This window comes from Lacrimispora indolis DSM 755 (assembly GCF_000526995.1).
Classification (GTDB): domain Bacteria; phylum Bacillota; class Clostridia; order Lachnospirales; family Lachnospiraceae; genus Lacrimispora; species Lacrimispora indolis.
On record NZ_AZUI01000001.1, the window covers coordinates 4994912 to 5015951 of the forward strand.

Sequence of the window (21040 nt, forward strand, 5' to 3'; positions counted from 1 at the left end):
TAGAGAAGCATTTCACGGAGATTGCTGTCTCTAAATAAAAATGGCTGTAAGAAAGAAATTTCTTGCAGCCGTTTTTATTGCTTTAACCCTTCTATGGAGTGTTTTTTGAAAATCAGCTTTTGACGTAGGTCAACTGATATTTAGGTGAGTTAAGTGTTAATTCTGTATAATCCATGATCTGATTATTGGTCAGATATGTGGTGTTGGCAACTCTCAAAATGGGAGTGTCCAAAGATATCCCAAACATTTCAGCGATATTTTTTGAAGGATGAATGGGGGTTACGGTATGGTCGCTGTATGCAATTTTCATTCCCTTCACCTGTTCAAAATACTGATATTTGGACTGCTGCAGCACCTGCATGGAGATATCGGGATATAAGCGGCTGGACATATAGGTTGTTTCAAACTGAAATATTTCATCATTTGCATACCGGATTCTTTCAATGAAATAAATGGGTTCTCCTGTTTCGATCTTTAAGATGGAAGCGATATTGGAAGGCGCTTTCTGGATCATAAAGGTGGGAACATCTGTCCGGACGGAAATTCCCTGTTCATGCATCACCTCTGAAAATCCCTGAATGGAGCTGGGGTTTAATGTAACGGAAGGGTGGCACACAAATGTTCCCACTCCGGCAACTCTAGTGAGCAGTCCCTTTGCTACCAGATTATCTGTTGCTTTTCGAACGGTCACCCTTGATACATGATAGGTGTTGGAAAGCTCCAGCTCTGTGGGAATCAGATCATCTTTTTTATAATAACCTAAATTTATTTTTTGAAGCAGGTCATTTTCAATCTGTTTATATTGGGCAATTCTTTTCTCTGCCATAATCATCACCTCATTTTCTTATCAAACCAGTTCTTTAATTGTATTATACTTTGAAGCAAATGACAATACATTTTTAAATCATTATGAGAAGTGCTAATCATATGATTGGATATTTCAGCAACTCTATGACAACACAAATTAAACAAAATGTATTGACATTATAATACAATTATAGTATATTGTTCATGACAATGATAATACATATTGCATAGTGATAAATACATTTTAACCGAATCAAGTAAGTCCAACCCTTCAAATATGAAAAATATTAAATGGTTGGTGGGAATTAGCCCCAGTCAGGTGGAATAAAAGCGCTACCTGGCAAGCAGCGATAGCTGTTATTCGGTTATGCCCGGTAAAGCGGGGCACACTGTGAGCATACAGCGAAGTGGATTGTGAATATCCCCTCGCTTAACCAGCAGGAGGTACAATTAGTGAAAAATGTATTGTATATTCATACTCATGATTCCGGACGGGTATTAAGTCCCTATGGTTATAAAGTTCCCACACCAAATATAGAATCCTTTTCCAGGTCTGCAGCGGTGTTCCGGAATGCGTATTGTGCGGGCCCGACTTGCTCGCCCAGCCGGGCAGCAATGCTGACAAGTACATACCCGCATCAAAATGGCATGTTAGGTCTGGCTCAAAGAGGCTTTGTCATGGATTACAGCAGACATATGGTTCAGTATTTAAATCACAATGGTTACCATACCGTTCTTTGCGGAATCCAGCATGAAGCGGGCTGGTACCTGGACAGGAAACAGGGGGCTGCCGAGATCGGCTATCAGGAAGAGCTGACCACAGATAATTCCGGATATGCTCAGGAAGAGCTGGTGGACTGGGATAAGGAAAATGCACGTGAGGTCTGCCGGTGGATGAAGAATTATGACAAGGAACAACCCTTTTTCCTTTCTTATGGAATGTATGCAACTCATCGGCGGTTTCCTGATAAAATTGATGAAGATATCGACCCTGAATATGCCCTTCCTCCTTATCCGATTCCCGATACCGGGGATACCCGGAAAGATTTTGCAGGTTATCTGATGAGTGTGAAATGCGCGGATGCCTGTTTTGGCCAGGTGATTTCCTGCCTGAAAGAAGAGGGATTGTGGGAAAATACCATTATACTATTTACAACAGATCACGGCCTGCCAAATCCTTTTTCAAAATGTACGCTGTTTGATAGTGGGATCGGTGTGAATTTAATGCTTCGTTCACCGGGAGCCTTTGGGAATGGGACCGTAACAGACAGTCTTGTCTCCCATGTGGATGTTTTTCCTACTCTTTGTGAACTCCTTGAACTGGAGAAACCGGAATATCTGGAAGGAAGGTCAATGGTTCCTCTGCTGACAGGAGAAAAGGAGGAAATCAGGTCCGACATTTTCGCTGAAATCAACTTCCATACATCCTATGAGCCTGTCCGCTGTGTACGCACGAAGCGCTATAAATATATCCGCTATTACGATACATCCTATTTGAAAATTAACCAGTCCAACATTGATGAATCTTTGACAAAAGATTATTTTTTAAAGCAGGATCTGGAAAACCAGACAAAGTTTGAAGAAGCGCTTTACGATCTCCTCTATGATCCGGGAGAACGCAATAATCTGGTATATAACCGGGAATACGCTTCCGTTTTGAAAGAAATGAGCGGGAGATTACTGGTTTATCAGGAAAAGACAGGGGATCCGATTCTAAAAGGTGAAATTAATATAAAACCAGAATGGAAAATAAACAGAAAGGAGTGTAAGGCTGCAAGTTCAAAAAATCCAGAAGACTATATCAGTTTTGGAAATTGAAAAGGAGGTAAAAATGGTAGGTATGATAGTAACCGGTCATGGAAGCTTTGCCACAGGAATCACAAGCGGACTAAAGCTGCTGGCCGGAGAGCTTATGTATTACGAAGCAGTGGATTTTCTGCAGGAAGATTCTTTGGATATTCTTGCCGAAAAATTAACTGCGGCTGCCGGGCGGCTTACCCAATGCACCGGGATTTTGATTTATACGGATTTAACAGGAGGATCCCCCTTTAATGTCTCAGTCCGTATGAAAATGGAACAACCTGAAAAAATATCGGTAATCGGCGGAGCAAATCTGCCGTCCGTACTGGAAGGGTATATGTCAAGACCTTCCATGGACAGTTCTTCTGAAATTGCCGAAAAGAGCTTGAATGCCGGGAAAAATGCAATGGTACAGTTTGAAGAATCTGCTTTAGCAGAAGGGGATTACGAAGAATAATAAATGGAGGAAAAAGGTATGACTTTTTTACAGGCTTTACTGATTGGGATATTTGCCTATTTGGGCAGCAAACGTACGCCGTGGTTTTTTGGGGTGACAGGAGGCTGGAATATGATCGGACGTCCTCTTGTAGCCGGTTTGATTGTTGGTTTGATCTTAGGTGATGTAAGAGGCGGTGTCATTGCAGGTGCCATGGTTCAGGCACTCTTCATCGGACAGATCACGCCCGGAGGCGCTATGCCCGCGGATGTGAACTGGGCAGCCTATATCGGTATTCCGCTGGCACTGGCAGCCGGAGGTACCGGAGAACAGGCAGTGGCGTTATCTGTTCCTCTCAGCATGCTGGGACTTGGGCTTTTTAACTTTATCATGACAATCAATGCATATTTCCCTCATATGGGAGACCGGGCTGCAGAAAAGGGAGATGGGGCCGGAATTCACCGTGCCACTTATCTGGCAGCCGTTCCAAGCTTCATTCTCCGGGCAGGTTCCGCCATGCTGATCTGTTACCTTGGCACGCCGCTGGCAGAATTTTTGATCAGCAGTATGCCTCAGGGGCTCCTGCACTTTTTTGAGGTAGCCGGCAAGATGCTGCCTGCCATTGGATTCGCCATGCTGCTTAAGCAGTCCCTTTCCAGGAAATGGATGCTTGTATTGTTTCTCATGGGCTGGATTCTGATCGGCTCTACCAGTATGTCTGTAACTGCACTGGCTGTGTTTGCAACTGCAATTGCATTTATCTTTGTTATGGCCCAGGGTGGAACGCAAACGGCCGTACCGGCACCGGTACATAGCACAGAGGAGGATGACTGTTATGAAGAATAAAAGAGAAAATTCATTGCTCACTAAAAAGGATATTAACAAGGCTGCCTGGTCTTATATTTTCTTTATACAGGCAACCCAGAATTTTGAACGTATGATGGGACTTGCTTTTTGTCATGTGCTGGAACCGATTTTAAAGATACTCTATAAAAACGATTCTGGTGAATACAAACGGTCCCTTCAGCGCCATATGCAGTTTTTCAACACAGAGCCTCAGCTGGGCGCCCTGATCCCCGGCATTACCATTGCCATGGAGGAAGCCCGTGCCATGGGAGAAGATGTCAGTGAAGAGCTGATTGTAAATACCAAAAATGCGCTTATGGGACCCTTTGCCGGAATCGGAGATTCTATGTTAATCGGCACCTACAGCCCGATTCTTTTAAGTATTGCCATGAGCATGTGCATCAGCGACGGAAATCCCGTTGGCCCTCTGTTCTTTTGCGCAGTATGGCTTACCACCGTGGTAGGCATGCAGTGGTATTTGTTTCATAAGGGATATAATATGGGTATCGGTGCGGCAAACTTATTTTTTACCAACCGAACGCTTGCGGATAAAATCACGACCGGACTCACCATGATGGGGCTGATCGTAATAGGCGGAGTCGCTGCAACCACTGTAAAAGCAAATGTAATTTACCAGTTTGTAAGCGGTGAAATGTCTCTTTCTTTACAGGAACAGATTTTTGATAAAATCATGCCAGGAATACTCCCCCTATTGCTTACGCTGGCAGTGTGGTATCTGATGGATAAAAAGAAGTGGTCCGCAACAAAAATCATTCTCGGTATCACCGGGTTTGCGGCTGTTATGGTGTTTTTGAAAATTATGTAAATGCAGGATAACCGGAAAATGCCTGACTCTGAGGAGATTCTCTTATGAAAGATATGGTTTTAATTATGTCAGACCAGCACGGCTGGGATTACACGGGATTTGCGGATGAACGGATTGAAACGCCGGGGCTTAAAAAGGTCGCAGAGGAAGGTCTGCTGTTTGAGCGCTGCTATTGCAATTCACCCCTTTGTGTCCCTTCGCGCATGTCATTTCTAACCGGAAAATTACCGTCACAGCTTGGCATTTTTAATAATGATGCCGCGCTTGGCGGTGATGTACCTACCATTGCCCATGAAATGGGACGCCTGGGATACCAGACTGTTCTGGCCGGCCGGATGCATTTTAAAGGAGAAGACCAGAAGCACGGATTTGATGAACGGTATTGCGGAGATATTACCTCTCAGTTCTGGGGAACCGGTGGAAAAAAACGCCTGGATTTTGGCGTGTATGCCGGAACTACCAACCGGAAAAACTGCCTCAATGGGGTTGGAGGGGGAATTTCCCCGGTTATGCTTTATGACGAGATGGTATTTCAGTCGGCCATGGATTTTCTTGAGAATTGGGGAAGGAAAAAGGAAAATAGAAAACCGCTGTTTCTGGTGATTGGATTCTATGGCCCTCATTTTCCCTTTACCTGTGCAGATAAGGATTACAGAAAGTACCAAAGCCGCTTTTCTGCAGAGGAGTGTGAAAAGGAGGCAAGGCTTCCTTCTCTTCCTGTTTATAGTGAATTTCTGCAGGAATGTGAACCAGAGCATATGAGAAACTGCAAGGCCGCTTATTGCGGTCTGGTAGAACAGTTAGACCGGTATGTAGGGGAGCTTTATCATAAAATCCGGTCTGTTGAAAACGGAAGGGAATATTTATTCTTCTACACCTCCGATCACGGTGAGCAGCTTGGAAAACGAAAACTGTTTGGAAAACAGACCATGTATGAAGCTGCGGTTCGTGTCCCGCTGCTGGCAGCAGGCACAGGGATATCTCCGGGTATAACAAAAATGCCGGTAAGTCTTTTAGATGTATCCCGCACACTTTTGGAAGAGGCAGGAAGAAATGAAGATTATTCCTGGCATCAGGGAAAGCGGCTTGATTTCAGTGGTTTCCGAAGCAATAAAAACGGACCTGTAAGAATTCAGCAGATGGTGGGAAGTGATGACAACCCGCTGCTTATAGAAACGGTGGTTCTTGGACAATACAAAATAGTTAAGTCAGGATATAAAACCATTGGTCTTTATGATTTACAGGAAGATCCCGATGAAGAGCATGATCTGTCAATGACCAGAGAAGGCTTGCTGAAAGAGCTTATGAAAGAGGCAGAAGACAACGGCTTCTTAAGAAAAAATGAGATCAGGGATTTGTCTGACCGGGAACGGGAGACCAGATACGGGCATAGACGGCTGAAAGCATGGGGAGCGGCGAAAAAACCGGAAGAATGGGCAACCATGAAAATTGATAGTAACACACTCATAAATCCAAGAGAGTAATGGGAGGATTCCATGAATTACAAAAAGTTTTGGACAGACATGCACAGTAATATTCATCATGAGCAGATGAAAGAGCTCCCGGTGTGGTATGAGCATATAAAAAAGCAGATGGATTTCTGGCCGGTGGCTTATTACCCGTTTTACATGCGTCCCACACCGTCAGGACTGTCGGTTGAAGACCGATACGACGATGAAATCATTGCCAGGGACTGGGAGTTGTTAAGAAGCTTTACCGAAGAAGCCAGCAGACAGGGATTTCCCATGTTTATGGGTTATGAATGGCAGGGTGCCGGACTGGATGGAGATCATAATGTGTTTTTCCTCCACAATGACGGGAAACAGGAGCATCCCATGCGGTACCAGGAACTTGTGGCAGCCTATGAGGGCCAGGAGGTCATTGGAATTCCTCATCATCTGGCATATCAGCCAGGTTCCAGAGGCAAAAACTGGGATACTCACAATGAAATATTTTCTCCTTTTGCAGAAATTTATTCCAGCCACGGTTCCAGTGAAAATGACGATGGGCCTCTGTCCATGGACCGACACATTCACATGGGGCCGCGGACAGGAGAGACGACCTATGAAAATGGCCTTGAACGAGGGTATAAAATCGGCGCCATCGCAGCAGGTGATAACCACAGCATTCCCGGCGTGTTTGAAAATGGAAGCATGTGTGTGCTTGCAGAGGACTGTTCAAAGGAGTCCATATGGGAAGGCTTAAGAAAACGAAGAACCTATGGGGTATCCCGAAGCAGGATTGAAGTGGACTATTATGTGAATTCAGCACCAATGGGCTCTGAAATTGAAACAGACAGCCAAGTGGATTTAGAATTTTACATAAAAGGTACCGGAGCAGTAGACAGGGTGGAAATTTTAAGAGATAATATCTTAGAGGAAATGGTTGTGCATTCAGGTACATGGGAACGGGAGAAGCAGGCTGGACGGATCCGGTTTAAATTCCGTCTGGAGCTTGGCTGGGGACCGGATACCAGGGTTTACCGTGACCACCTTATAAAAGACTGGGAAGGACGTCTGGAGACGGATGGAAAGCTGCTTTCCGTTGAACCGTGCTGGAATCACTATGGCCAGGATATTTATCACCATGATGACAAGAGCTGCAGCTTTACCATGACCACATACCAGTCTCCGGCTTCCGGTAAATGGATGGGCGCGGAGAAGACGGTGGCAGAGGGTTTTATCTTTGAGGTGGAAGCGGATGTGGACAGCGTTCTGCGCCTGCTCATCAATGGAAAGGAATATCTCCTTCCTGTGAGGAAAATGCTTAACAGCTCCCAGGTCATGGCTCTTTGGGATGAAGTGAACAGCCTTACAAAGGAACATTGGGGAGAGATCACTCATTACCGGGATGATCCATGGTGGCATAATGCCTATAAAATCCGCGTAGGCAAGGCGTATCCCGAAAACTCTTATAAGGTTACCGGAAAAAGAAGGATCCGGATGGAACAAAGCGGAAACTTACGGCTTCGTATCTGGCAGAAAAATGGAGATGCGGCCTGGACCTCACCTGTATTTATATCCGTAAAAGATAAATGAAAGGGGACTATTTGATGATGGAGATTGTAAATGTCCGGATTGATGACCGTCTGATTCACGGACAGGTAGCAACTGTCTGGAGCCAGGTTACAGGAGCAACCAGGATCATGGTGGTAGATGATCAGGTTGTAAAGGATACAATCAATAAGGAGGCTCTTAAGCTGGCCTGCCCGAAGCAGTGTAAGCTGTCAATTCTTACGGTAGAAAAGGCAGCAGCCAATCTGTGTGCCGGAAAATACCAGGAGGAAAGGGTCTTTCTGGTCGCCAAAAGCCCCAAAACCATGCGCAGGCTTTACGATGCTGGCTTCCACATGGATCAAGTGAATGTAGGAAATATGGGAGGAAAGCAGAATACCAGAATGCTGAAAAAGGCCGTCAGTGTATCAGAAGAAGATATTGCAGATTTTCTTTATCTGTCAAAACAGGGAGTAATTATTACGGCCCAGATGGTTCCCGCTGATGATGCGCTGGATTTTATCAAATTGATCAATGAGCATACCAGGCTTTGAAAAATCATGTCACCGGGCACAATCTGGGAGATGCGGTGGCAGCTGTCCATTGAGGGAAATTCTCATTATAATCCCATTGCTTCCAACGATACGGAAGATGGGAGAGCCAAAAATCGCCGGGTAGAAATTACCATTACGGGACGGGCTAATTAGGAAGAATTCGTGCATACTATGATTAATCTTATGTTTTTCTTTAAGTATTATTTGACAATTCCATATATTTATGATAGACTACGGGCATATTAAACGAAATGAGGTGAAAGGATGAATTAATAATTCTTGCTGAAGTAACTGCATGATAAGAGGGAAAGGACATTGTCTTTTTTTGTCATGCCTGTTTTTGCAAGAATATTATTTCATTCTCATACCTTTTCCTGTCATAATGAGACATGGAAAGAGCGGAAGGTTTGCCCAAAGGGCTTATTTTGATGCGGACGGCTGTGAGAAAAAGATTCTTGCAGTCGTTTTTTTGTGCGGAAATTTTATTTCCTGCCTGAATGGAGGAATATCTATGTCATTAATACAGGTCACTGATTTGTCATTTACCTACGATGGAAGCCCGGATCCCGTGTTCGAGCACGTTTCCTTTCAGATTGATACGGATTGGAAGCTGGGATTCACAGGAAGAAACGGAAGAGGAAAGACCACATTTTTAAATCTTCTGATGAACCGTTACAAATACACAGGAACCATTATTTCCAATGTCCTGTTTGATTATTTCCCATTTCCTGTACCGGATGAGGAGATGAATACTTTAGAAATTCTGGATTCCCTTCTTGGAGAGTATCCTTTCTGGGAGCTTAAAAGAGAGCTGTCCAAACTGAAGGTTTCTGAGGATGTGCTATACCGTCCCTTTTACACGCTTTCAAACGGGGAGAGGACCAAGGTCCTCTTAGCAGCCCTGTTCTTAAGAGAAGGCCGCTTTCTGCTGATTGATGAGCCCACCAATCATCTGGACCGGGAAGCCAGAGAACTGGTAAGCCAGTATTTAAACAGTAAAAAGGGATTTATCCTGGTGTCCCATGACCGGAACTTCCTGGATGCATCCGTGGACCATATCTTGTCCATAAACAAAACCAACATTGAGATCCAGAAGGGCAATTTCTCTTCCTGGTATGAGAATAAGCAGATGCAGGATCAGTATGAACGATCTGAAAATGAACGTTTAAAAAAGGACATCAGGCATCTGGAGGCGGCCGCAAGGCAATCCGGGGAATGGGCGGACCAGGTAGAATCAACAAAAATCGGAAAAAAGTCCATGATACACGAAAAATCCATTGGTACGCGGGCTTATGTTGGAGAAAAGTCCAGACGGATGCAGATGCGGAGAAAGAATCTGGAACGCAGACAGGACCGTGCCATTGATGATAAAAAAGACCTGCTTAAAAACATTGAAGAAGGGGAGAGCCTTAAGCTTTATCCTTTAAAATACCGCTCGTCAAGAATTCTCACCTTAAAAAATGTGGTTCCATACTATGAGGTGCCTGTTTGTGAACCTGTCAGTTTTACTCTGGAACAGGGACAGAGGATATCCTTACAGGGGCGAAACGGCTGCGGAAAATCCAGTATACTGAAGCTGGTCCTAGGTGAAGCCGTTACAGGCGAGAGCATCTCCTATGAGGGGGATAAGGAAATAGCCAGCGGTCTTAGGATATCCTATGTATCCCAGGATACTTCATTTTTACAAGGGAGTCTGACGGAATATTCCCGGGAAAGCGGTATTGAAGATTCCCTGTTTAAGGCGCTTCTCCGCAAGCTGGACTTTTCCAGGGAGCAATTGGAGAAGCCGATGGAATCCTACAGCGAAGGACAGAAGAAAAAGGTTCTTATTGCCCGCAGCCTCTGTGAGCAGGCCCATCTGTATGTTTGGGATGAACCTCTTAATTTCATTGATGTGTATTCCAGGATTCAGATCGAGGATCTGATCCTTAAGTTCCAGCCGACTATGCTGCTTGTAGAGCATGACGATGCGTTTACCCGTAAGGTGGCCACCGGGGTGGTGGAGTTATAAATTGGCTGCTGCTCTTTTCTATATTACCGTTCATCTAAAGGGGTATTCCATTGGAAAAGCCGATTTTGTTATTTGCAATAAAAGGTATTTATGATATAATGGGAAAACCGAATAAAAATTAAGAGGTTATGCAAATGGATTTTATAAATATGACTTATGAGGAAGCCCTCAGCCAGGCACCAAAGGAAGAACCTGCAAGACAGTACTATTTTATAGAGCGTTACCGGGATATTCTGGATCAATTAAAGAAATCATCAGGGAAAGAACAATTTACCTTTCACATCGCCACCTTCGGATGCCAGATGAATTCCAGAGATTCTGAAAAGCTTCAGGGAATTTTAGAAGCAATCGGTTTTGTGGAAACCGATACGGAAGAGGCGGACTTTGTTCTATATAATACCTGTACGGTCAGAGAAAATGCCAATGACAGAGTTTACGGGCGTCTTGGATATTTAAACAGCTTAAAAAAGAAAAATCCTCATATGATGATCGCTCTTTGCGGCTGTATGATGCAGGAAGAAAAAGTAGTTGCCAAGATTAAAAAGAGCTACCGGTTTGTGGATATTATTTTCGGCACTCACAATATTTTTAAACTGGCAGAGCTTATGTATGAACGCCTGGAAGAAAAAAGGATGGTTGTAGACATCTGGGAAGGAACGGACCGGATCGTGGAAGATCTCCCAACGGACCGGAAGTACCCCTTTAAGTCCGGCGTTAATATTATGTTTGGCTGCAACAATTTCTGCAGCTACTGCATCGTGCCTTATGTGCGGGGCAAAGAGCGGAGCCGCAGCCCCAAAGACATTTTAGAGGAGGTAAAGCAGCTTGCAGATGACGGCGTTGTGGAGATCATGCTTTTAGGGCAGAATGTCAACTCATATGGAAAAAACCTGGAAACACCCGTAACCTTTGCAGAACTTCTGACCCAGATCGACCAGGTGGAAGGCCTGGAGCGGATTCGCTTTATGACTTCTCATCCAAAGGATTTGTCAGACGATCTGATCGAAGCCATGAAAAACTCAAAAAAGGTGTGCAATCATCTTCACCTGCCTCTTCAGTCAGGCAGCAGCCGGATTTTAAAGGTCATGAACCGGAAATACACCAAGGAACAGTATCTGGAGCTTGTAGAAAAAATCCGGACAGCCATGCCGGATATTTCTCTGACCACAGATATCATCGTAGGCTTCCCCGGAGAGACGGAAGAAGATTTTAACGAAACCCTTGAAGTGGTGAAAAAGGTACGCTTTGACAGTGCCTTTACCTTTATTTATTCCAAGCGTACGGGAACACCGGCAGCAAAGATGGAGGAGGTACCGGAAGAACTGGTGAAGAAACGTTTTGACCGTCTGCTTGCTGAAGTTCAGAAGATATCCTCCGAAGTCTGCGGAAAAGATGAGCACACCGTTCAGAAGGTGCTGGTTGAAGATAAAAATGATCACGAGGAAGGTCTTTTAACCGGCCGCATGGGCAATAATACTACCGTTCATTTTAAAGGAGATTCCTCACTTATTGGAAAAATCGTGGACGTATATCTGGATGAATCCAGAGGATTTTACTACATGGGAACCTTAAGACCATAAACAGAAGAGAAAGAAAAGAGGAAGTAAAAGAGCATGGCTGGATTGTCACCAATGATGGCCCATTACATGGAAACAAAAAAGGAATACCCGGACTGTGTCCTGTTTTACAGACTGGGGGACTTTTATGAAATGTTTTTTGAAGATGCAGTCACCGTATCAAAAGAGCTGGAAATCACCTTAACCGGAAAGGAATGCGGACTGGAGGAACGGGCGCCTATGTGCGGCGTTCCTTACCATGCCGTTGATACATATTTAAACCGTCTTGTCCAGAAAGGCTATAAGGTTGCCATTGCCGAGCAGATGGAGGATCCCAGGCTTGCCAAGGGGCTGGTAAAGCGGGAGGTCATCCGCGTGGTAACACCTGGAACCATTACAAGCGCCCAGGCACTTGACGAAACAAAAAACAATTACCTCATGGGAATCGTCTATGTGGGTGAAACCTTTGGGATCGCAGTTGCGGATATCAGCACCGGCGATTTTCTTGTGACTGAGGTAGAATCGGAGCGGGAGCTGACGGATGAGATCAACAAGTTTACCCCCTCTGAAATTATCTGCAACGAAGCATTTTATGTTTCAGGAGTGGATATTGAGGAAATAAAGAACCGCCACCATGCGGTCATTTCATCTCTGGATCATCATTTCTTTTCCGATGAAGTCTGCCGGAAAATTCTAAAAGAACACTTTAAGGTAGGCGCGCTTACGGGGCTTGGACTGGATGATTATGACACCGGAGTCATAGCTGCCGGGGCGGTTATGGAGTACATGTACGAGACCCAGAAAAACAGCCTTTCCCACATAACAACCATTACCCCCTATTCCACCGGGCAGTTCATGATCATTGACACTTCTACCAGACGGAATCTGGAGCTTTTGGAAACCTTGAGGGAAAAGCAGAAGAGGGGAAGCCTTCTATGGGTCCTGGACAGGACGAAAACAGCCATGGGAGCAAGAATGCTGCGCACCTTTATTGAACAGCCTTTGATCCATAAGTCAGAGATCATAAAACGCCAGAATGCCATTGAAGAGCTGAATATGAACTTCATATCAAGGGAGGAGATCTGCGAATATTTAAATCCCATTTATGACCTGGAACGCCTGATCGGCCGGATCAGCTACAAAACGGCCAATCCAAGAGATTTAATCGCATTTAAAAGCTCCCTGGAAATGCTCCCTCATATCAAAAACATTTTAAACGAATTCACCAGCGACATGCTGAAAGATTTGTGGGTAGAACTGGATCCCTTAGAGGATGTCAGTGAATTGATCAATAATGCCATTATCGATGATCCGCCTGTGACCTTAAGAGACGGCGGGATCATCAAGGACGGTTTCCATGAAGAAGCTGACAAACTTCGAAGCGCAAAGACAGAAGGAAAGAACTGGCTGGCTGATTTGGAGCTGCGGGAAAAAGAGAAAACCGGGATCAAAAATCTGAAGGTGAAATTCAATAAAGTCTTCGGATACTATTTTGAAGTGACCAATTCCTTTAAAGATCTTGTACCGGATTATTTTATCCGCAAGCAGACCCTTGCCAACGCAGAGCGTTACACCACTGACGAGTTAAAGGAGCTTGAGGATGTGATCCTGGGTGCTGAGGACAAGCTGTTTTCCCTGGAATACAGCTTATTCTGTGAGGTCCGGGATTCGGTAGCAGATCAGGTTCTCCGAATTCAAAAAACCGCCAGAGCCATCGCAGGGATCGATGTCCTGACCTCCTTATCCTCTGTTGCCACAAGGAACAACTACATAAAGCCTCAGATCAACGAAAAGGGGCTGATCGACATTAGAAACGGACGCCATCCGGTTGTAGAAAAGATGATGCGGGATGACTTATTTGTTTCCAATGATACATATCTGGACAACGGTAAAAACCGGGTTTCCATCATCACCGGTCCCAACATGGCAGGAAAGTCTACCTATATGCGCCAGACGGCTTTGATCGTCCTCATGGCTCAGATCGGAAGCTTTGTTCCCGCAGAAGAGGCAAGCATCGGAATCTGCGACCGGATCTTCACCCGGGTAGGCGCTTCCGATGACCTGGCTTCCGGCCAGAGTACCTTTATGGTGGAGATGACCGAGGTTGCCAACATTCTTCGGAATGCCACAAAAAACAGTCTGATCGTCTTAGATGAGATCGGCCGGGGCACCAGCACCTTTGACGGGCTCAGCATTGCCTGGGCCGTGGTGGAACATATCAGCAATCCCAAAATCCTGGGAGCGAAAACCTTGTTTGCGACCCATTACCATGAACTTACCGAGCTGGAAGGAACCATGGGCGGGGTGAATAATTACTGCATCGCAGTAAAAGAGCAGGGTGATGACATCGTATTTTTAAGAAAAATCATAAAAGGCGGGGCCGATAAAAGCTACGGCGTACAGGTTGCAAAGCTGGCCGGCGTGCCGGATTCCGTCATTGTCAGGGCAAAGGAGCTTCTGGCAGAATTAAGTGACGCGGACATCACGGCCAAAGCCAGGGAAATTGCCGGGGGCAATGCCAACATTATCCAGAGAAAGGCGGTTCCCAGGCCAGATGAAGTGGATTTACAGCAGATGTCCCTCTTTGACACCGTAAAGGACGATGATATCATCAAGGAATTGGGCGATCTGGAGCTGGGAAACATGACTCCCATTGATGCGCTCAACACCTTATACCGTTTGCAGACAAAACTTAAAAACCGCTGGCAGTAGGTAACACCCTGCGGGCATACCTTTATGCCTAAAAAGCGTGGGCAAATGAGTGGAAACACCCTGCGGGCATACCTTTATGCCCAAAAAGCGTGGGCAAATAAGTGGAAAGGAGCAGGTGCTATGCCGAATATAACCGTACTGGATCAAAATACTATCAACAAAATAGCGGCAGGAGAAGTCATAGAACGTCCGGCCTCTGTTGTAAAGGAGCTTTTGGAAAACGCCATTGACGCAAAAGCCACTGCAGTCACCGTGGAGATCAAAGAGGGGGGGACCTCCTTTATCCGGGTGACCGACAATGGCTGCGGAATCCAAAAAGAGGAAGTCCCTCTGGCTTTTCTGCGCCATTCCACAAGCAAGATCAAATCCGTTGAGGATTTATTTACCGTTTCCTCCCTTGGGTTCCGCGGAGAAGCCCTTGCGAGCATTGCTGCGGTCTCCCAGGTGGAGCTCATTACCAAAACCAGCATAGGACTTACCGGTATCAGGTACCAGATCGACGGAGGCCAGGAACGGTCCCTGGAAGAGATCGGAGCTCCTGAGGGGACTACCTTTATTGCCAGAAATTTATTTTATAACACTCCGGCCAGAAAGAAGTTTTTAAAAACGCCCATGACGGAAGGCGCCCATGTGGCGGAGCTGGTGGAAAAGCTGGCCTTATCCCATCCAGAGGTATCCATCCGCTTTATTCAGAACAATCAGAACAAGCTTCACACTTCCGGAAACCACAATTTAAAGGATATTGTATACACAGTCTTTGGCCGGGAAATCGCATCAAATCTTCTGCAGGTCGCTGTGAAAAAATCCGAGGTTTCCATTAACGGCTATATCGGAAAGCCGGTGATTGCCAGAGGCAACCGAAATTACGAAAACTATTTCATCAACGGCAGATACATTAAAAGCAGCATTATTTCCAGGGCGATTGAGGAAGCTTACAAGCCGTTTATGATGCAGCATAAATATCCCTTTACCATGCTTCATTTCAACATTGAGCCGGAAATGCTTGATGTAAACGTCCACCCCACCAAAATGGAACTTCGGTTCCGGGATGGGGAAATGGTCTATCACATGGTATACCAGGCAGTAGCAAGCGCTCTTGCCCACAAGGAACTGATCCCGGAAGTGGAGCTGGAAAAAAAGGCAGAGGAAAAACAGGGCTTTGCGGGAAAAAAACACGAGCCCAGTCCAGAGCCTTTTGAAAAGCGCCGCCTTATGGCCATGGAGCAGCAGGCTGTTACAGAAGAAAAAAGGGAAACAGCCGGCCTCTTCCCCAAAAGATTAACGCCTCCCCAGCCTTCTCTTGTAAAGGAAAGGGATGATCTGTCGGATAACTGGTTAAAACCCCAGGCCCAGGCGGCCTTTCAAAGGCCATTGACAGCTCCGCCAGAAGAATCGGCGGCAAAACAGGAAAATCCGCCGGAAGAAGTGGCAGTAAGACAGGAAAGTCCACAGGAAGCGGTAGCCGCAAAGCAGGAAAAAAAGCCGGAGCAATTGGATCTGTTTGACGGAAAACTTCTGGAACCAAAGGCCCGGTCCTTACATAAGCTCATTGGACAGCTGTTTAATACATACTGGCTGGTGGAGTTTAATGAACAGCTATATATTATTGATCAGCATGCTGCTCATGAAAAGGTTTTATATGAAAAAACCATGGGAACACTTAAAGATATGGAATGTATTTCCCAGCTGGTAAGTCCTCCTATCATTCTGACCTTAAATCAGAATGAAGAGGTTTTATTAAAACGCCATTTAAAATATTTTACAGATATGGGCTTTGAAATCGAGCCTTTTGGCGGCAGGGAATATGCGGTCAGAGGGGTTCCGGCCAACTTATTTTCTATTGCAAAAAAAGAACTTCTCATTGAGATGATCGACGGATTGTCAGAGGATGGCTCATCCCATAATCCTGATATCATTTATGAGAAGGTTGCCTCTTTATCCTGCAAGGCAGCGGTAAAAGGAGGACACAGCTTATCTGCAGCAGAAGCCAATGAGCTTATTGACCAGCTTTTAAGCCTGGAAAACCCTTATGCCTGCCCACACGGAAGGCCGACGATCATTTCCATGAGCAGATATGAATTAGAGAAAAAATTTAAGAGGATCGTATAATGAAACCGCTGATTATTATAACCGGGCCGACAGCCGTGGGAAAGACCGCCCTGTCCATCCGCCTTGCAAAGGCGGTGGGAGGAGAAATTATAAGCGCTGATTCCATGCAGGTATACCGCCATATGGATATCGGCTCCGCAAAGATCACAAAGGAGGAAATGGAAGGTGTTCCTCATTATCTGATCAATGTCCTTGATCCTGATGAGGAATTCAATGTGACGGTTTTTCAAAAAATGGCTAAGGAAGCCGTGGAAGAGATTTATTCCCACGGACATATCCCCATTGTGGCCGGCGGAACCGGTTTTTACATCCAGTCCCTTCTTTATGACATCGATTTTACGGAAGATGGAGGGGATACTTCCCTTCGCAGGGAATTGGAAAAGCTGGGACAGGAGAGGGGAGTAAGTTTTCTCCACAGCCTCCTGAAGGACATTGACCCGGATTCCGCAGCTGAGATCCATGAGAATAATATGAAACGGGTGATCCGGGCCATTGAATATTACCGACAGACCGGAGAGCAAATCTCAGAGCACAACAAACGGGAAAAGCAGAAAAAGTCCCCCTATGATTTTCTTTTTTATGTAGTGAATACTGACCGGGCCCTGCTCTATGAGCGGATCGACCGGCGCGTGGATCTGATGGTTGAGCAGGGGCTTGTGGAAGAGGTAATGCACTTAAAGGATATGGGCCTGTCCAGGGACATGGTTTCCATGCAGGGCCTTGGCTATAAGGAGATCCTGGATTATTTACAGGGAATATACTCACTGGAAGAGGCCGTCTATGTGCTGAAGCGGGATACCAGGCATTTTGCCAAGCGCCAGATCACCTGGTTTAAGCGGGAACGGGATGTGAGATGGCTGAACCTTCCTGATTTTAACCATGACCTGGATCAGGTGCTTTTAAAAATTTTACAGGATATATATGAGATGTACGGATTGGAGAATAATAAACCATGGAAATAAATGCAATGTACGAAAGCCTGGGAATCAGCAGCCAGGTGATGGGCTTGGGAAAAGAGATCGAAGAAGCTTTAAAGGACCGGTTTCAAGAAATCGATGAAACGGCTGAATACAATCAGATGAAGGTCATCAAATCCATGCAGGAGAACCGGGTCAGTGATATTCATTTTGCAGCGACCACTGGCTATGGCTATAATGACCTGGGCCGTGACACCTTGGAAGCGGTTTATGCCAGCGTATTCCACACGGAAAGCGCTCTTGTAAGGCCGAATCTCATCAGCGGGACTCATGCCCTGACCGTTGCCCTTTCCGGAAATCTCCGCCCCGGTGACGAACTTCTCTCGCCGGTTGGAAAGCCCTACGATACCCTGGAGGAAGTGATTGGAATCAGGGACAGTGTTGGCTCCTTAAAGGAATATGGCGTGGTATACAGACAGGTGGACCTTCTGACCGATGGAACCTTTGACTATGAAGCCATAGAAAAAGCGGTAAATGAAAAGACAAAACTGGTCACCATCCAGCGTTCTAAGGGTTACGATACCCGTCCTACCTTTTCCGTTGCTCAGATCGGAGAGCTGATTTCCTTCATAAAGAAGCTGAAACCGGATGTCATCTGCATGGTTGACAACTGTTATGGGGAATTTGTTGAAAGGATTGAGCCATCCGACGTGGGAGCAGACATGGTGGTAGGTTCTCTCATAAAGAATCCCGGCGGCGGAATCGCCCCTATCGGCGGTTATATTGCGGGAAAGACTGATTGCATTGACCGGGCTTCCTACCGGCTCACAGCGCCTGGCCTTGGAAAGGAAGTGGGGGCCACTCTGGGCCTTAATCAGTCCTTTTTTCAGGGGTTATTTTTAGCTCCTACCGTAGTTGCAGGAGCCTTAAAAGGAGCTGTTTTTGCTGCCAATGTCTATGAAAGCCTGGGCTTTTCTGTGGTGCCTGACGGCTCCCAGTCCCGCCACGACATTATACAGGCCGTCACCTTCGGAAAGCCGGAAGGAGTCATTGCATTCTGCCAGGGAATTCAGGCGGCGGCTCCTGTTGACAGCTTTGTCACTCCTGAAGCCTGGGATATGCCTGGCTATGATGCCCCTGTCATCATGGCTGCCGGCGCTTTTGTACAGGGTTCTTCCATTGAACTGAGCGCGGACGGCCCTATTAAACCGCCTTATGCAGTTTATTTTCAGGGAGGTCTTACCTGGTACCACGCAAAATTGGGAATACTAATGTCAGTGCAAAAGCTTTTGGAAGCAGGCTTGATCCAGGTGTAAAAACAAATCTTTACTTCTGTGCTGCGGGTCAAATGCTGAAGCTTGTTTCTGCACCCGACCGTTGGAGGTAAATTGTAAAAAAACGGTATACACAATTGGAAAACTATGTTAGAATGATTTGATAGGTATGGACATTTTTGTCATAAAACCAAAAGGGGTAACAAAGCAGATGAAATACAAAAACTGCTGGGTACTGCTTCTTCTTATGCTGGCCGGTGTGGTTCTGGGAGGCTTTATCGGAAACCTGGCTCAGGGGATTTCATGGCTGTCCTGGCTGAATGCAGGACAAGCTTTTGGATTTGACACTCCCCTGGTGGTCAATTTCGGCATTCTGGTAATCACCTTTGGCATCAATATTAAAATTACCATGGCTGGCATCATAGGAGTGGCGGCGGCCCTCATTATGTATCGGTTAATTTGAACGCCTGAGTTCATGAGCAAGAAACGAAGTGGATTGGACTTGGAATGTCCGCTTTGTCCTACATATGTCCTTTCTTAAGGTGCCTGGAGAGTAACGGTCAGGAGGCATATGAAACGAATAACGATGAAAGACATCCCTACGGATGAAAGGCCCTATGAAAAGTGTTTAAAGGAAGGGCCGGAAGGCTTAAGCGATGCGGAACTTTTATCCATTATCATCCGCACAGGTTCTAGGGAGAGCAACTCCCTGGCGCTGGCACAGAAGATACTGGCCTTAAATTATCCCAAAGAGGGTATTTTAGGGCTTTTGCATCTTTCAATGCCGGAACTTATGTCAGTCAAGGGAATCGGGACCGTCAAAGGCGCCCAGCTTCTATGTGTGGGAGAGCTTTCCAGGCGAATCTGGAAAAGGACCGCCAATACCCATGGGACATCATTTTGCAGTCCCCTTGATATTGTAAATTACTTTGTGGAAGATATGCGCCATAAGGAACAGGAGCTGGTTTATATTGCGCTCCTGAATACAAAAGGAGCCCTGATAAGGGACATCATGATCTCTCAGGGAACGGTGAATGCTTCCGCGGTTTCTCCCAGGGAGATTTTCATTGAGGCTATGAAATATCATGCAGTAAGCCTGGTACTGGTCCATAACCATCCAAGCGGAGATCCGTCTCCCAGTAAGGAAGACTTAAGTTTCACCCGCAGGGTAAAGGAAGCTGGAGATCTGGTTGGCATCCGGCTGTTGGACCACATTATCATAGGAGATAATTCCTATATCAGTTTGAAGGAACGGGGAATTTTATAGATGGAATCAAAGCGCAGCAAATATGTTCTCATTGCTTTAACGGTATTTTGTGTCCTGTTGATCGGGCTGACCTCCATTCATGACGAATGGCTGACGCCCCTTCGGACCGGGGTGGGATATGTCCTGATCCCGGTGCAATCGGGAGTCAATGCGGTTGGCTCGGCCATTTATGATGAAATTATCGATTACACAAAGCTTCACGATGCAATGAAAGAAAATAAAGAAATGAAGGATATCATCACCCAGCTGACAGCGGAGAATACCAGGCTTCAGTCGGAGGAATTCGAACTAAAACGGCTTCGGCAGCTTTACAGCCTGGATCAGGAATACAGCCAGTATGATAAGGTGGGAGCCAGGGTTATTGCTAATGACTCCAGCAACTGGTTTCAGGTGTTCCGTATTGACAAAGGCTCAAAGGATGGGATTGCCCCGGATATGAATGTTGTGGCCGGAGGTGGCCTGGTGGGCATTGTCACGGATGTGGGAGCAAATTATGCCACCGTCCGCTCCATTATTGATGATTCCAGCCGTGTCAGCGGTATGGCCATGCAGTCTGGAAACAGCTGCATCGTTGCAGGTGACCTGACCTTGTTTAAGGAAGGCCGGCTGCGGATCACCAACGTGTTAAAGGAAAGCGATTTAAAAGACGGAGATAAGATTGTGACCTCCAACATCAGTTCCGTATTCCTGCCGGGCATTCTGGTGGGGTATGCTTCCGAAATTACCAATGATACCAACAACGTTACCAAATCGGGATATTTGATTCCTGCCGCAAAGTTTGACAGCCTCCAGGAGGTCTTAGTGATCACGGAACTGAAATCCGACATGATGAAGGAAGAAGCAGCTTCCCCCCAAGAGGAAACGGCCCCCCCAGATGCGGCTTCCTCTGAGGCAGAAACAACAGAAACTACTGCCCAATAACGACGAAACAC

At 46.0% G+C, this 21040-nt stretch carries 18 protein-coding genes; 17 read left to right on the top strand and 1 reads right to left on the bottom strand.

What is annotated here, in order from left to right; translation table 11 throughout:
- Positions 1–112 precede the first annotated feature (112 nt).
- A complete protein-coding gene (locus K401_RS0124320) occupies positions 113–826 on the bottom strand; it encodes a GntR family transcriptional regulator (protein ID WP_024295390.1) in 714 nt (237 codons plus the stop codon).
- Positions 827–1260: 434 nt separating this feature from the next.
- Between K401_RS0124320 and K401_RS0124325 the strand changes: the two genes are divergently transcribed.
- The 17 genes from K401_RS0124325 (at position 1261) to mreC (ending at position 21029) form a co-directional block, all read left to right on the top strand.
- Entirely contained in the window at positions 1261–2625 is a 1365-nt protein-coding gene (locus K401_RS0124325; protein ID WP_024295391.1) for a sulfatase family protein, read from the top strand.
- 13 nt (positions 2626–2638) lie between these two features.
- The gene (locus tag K401_RS0124330) at positions 2639–3064 is read left to right on the top strand and encodes a PTS sugar transporter subunit IIA (protein ID WP_024295392.1); all 426 of its coding nucleotides are present in this window, start codon (positions 2639–2641) and stop codon (positions 3062–3064) included.
- An 18-nt stretch (positions 3065–3082) separates the two neighbouring features.
- On the top strand, positions 3083–3889 hold the full coding sequence (locus K401_RS0124335; RefSeq protein WP_024295393.1) for a PTS mannose/fructose/sorbose/N-acetylgalactosamine transporter subunit IIC: 807 nt from the start codon (positions 3083–3085) through the stop codon (positions 3887–3889).
- Entirely contained in the window at positions 3879–4715 is an 837-nt protein-coding gene (locus K401_RS0124340) for a PTS system mannose/fructose/sorbose family transporter subunit IID (protein WP_024295394.1), read from the top strand. The genes K401_RS0124335 and K401_RS0124340 overlap by 11 nt, the downstream gene beginning before the upstream one ends.
- 44 nt (positions 4716–4759) lie before the next feature.
- Positions 4760–6199, top strand: a complete 1440-nt coding sequence (locus tag K401_RS0124345) for a sulfatase-like hydrolase/transferase (protein WP_024295395.1) — start codon at positions 4760–4762, stop codon at positions 6197–6199.
- 12 nt (positions 6200–6211) lie between these two features.
- Positions 6212–7753, top strand: a complete 1542-nt coding sequence (locus tag K401_RS0124350; protein WP_024295396.1) for a PHP domain-containing protein — start codon at positions 6212–6214, stop codon at positions 7751–7753.
- A gap of 14 nt (positions 7754–7767) precedes the next feature.
- Positions 7768–8262: a PTS sugar transporter subunit IIB gene (locus K401_RS0124355; RefSeq protein WP_242837869.1), complete on the top strand. Its 495-nt coding sequence runs from the start codon at positions 7768–7770 to the stop codon at positions 8260–8262.
- A gap of 6 nt (positions 8263–8268) precedes the next feature.
- Complete coding sequence (locus K401_RS33065) at positions 8269–8415, top strand: OmpA family protein (protein ID WP_156882291.1); 147 nt, start codon at positions 8269–8271, stop codon at positions 8413–8415.
- Between the two features lie 358 nt (positions 8416–8773).
- Positions 8774–10273, top strand: coding sequence for a ribosomal protection-like ABC-F family protein (gene abc-f / locus K401_RS0124365; protein WP_024295398.1), 1500 nt, complete (start codon positions 8774–8776; stop codon positions 10271–10273).
- Positions 10274–10407: 134 nt separating this feature from the next.
- A complete protein-coding gene (miaB, locus tag K401_RS0124370) occupies positions 10408–11853 on the top strand; it encodes a tRNA (N6-isopentenyl adenosine(37)-C2)-methylthiotransferase MiaB (protein WP_024295399.1) in 1446 nt (481 codons plus the stop codon).
- Between the two features lie 33 nt (positions 11854–11886).
- Positions 11887–14541: a DNA mismatch repair protein MutS gene (mutS, locus tag K401_RS0124375; protein ID WP_024295400.1), complete on the top strand. Its 2655-nt coding sequence runs from the start codon at positions 11887–11889 to the stop codon at positions 14539–14541.
- 120 nt (positions 14542–14661) lie between these two features.
- A complete protein-coding gene (gene mutL / locus K401_RS0124380; protein WP_024295401.1) occupies positions 14662–16650 on the top strand; it encodes a DNA mismatch repair endonuclease MutL in 1989 nt (662 codons plus the stop codon).
- Positions 16647–17612: a tRNA (adenosine(37)-N6)-dimethylallyltransferase MiaA gene (gene miaA, locus K401_RS0124385; protein ID WP_024295402.1), complete on the top strand. Its 966-nt coding sequence runs from the start codon at positions 16647–16649 to the stop codon at positions 17610–17612. The genes mutL and miaA overlap by 4 nt, the downstream gene beginning before the upstream one ends.
- A complete protein-coding gene (locus tag K401_RS0124390; protein WP_024295403.1) occupies positions 17603–18883 on the top strand; it encodes a methionine gamma-lyase family protein in 1281 nt (426 codons plus the stop codon). Before miaA ends, K401_RS0124390 begins: the two co-directional genes overlap by 10 nt.
- 169 nt (positions 18884–19052) lie before the next feature.
- Complete coding sequence (locus K401_RS0124395) at positions 19053–19304, top strand: DUF4321 domain-containing protein (protein ID WP_024295404.1); 252 nt, start codon at positions 19053–19055, stop codon at positions 19302–19304.
- Positions 19305–19412: 108 nt separating this feature from the next.
- Positions 19413–20108: a RadC family protein gene (gene radC / locus K401_RS0124400; protein ID WP_024295405.1), complete on the top strand. Its 696-nt coding sequence runs from the start codon at positions 19413–19415 to the stop codon at positions 20106–20108.
- Complete coding sequence (mreC, locus tag K401_RS0124405) at positions 20109–21029, top strand: rod shape-determining protein MreC (protein WP_024295406.1); 921 nt, start codon at positions 20109–20111, stop codon at positions 21027–21029.
- The last annotated feature ends 11 nt before the right edge of the window (positions 21030–21040 follow it).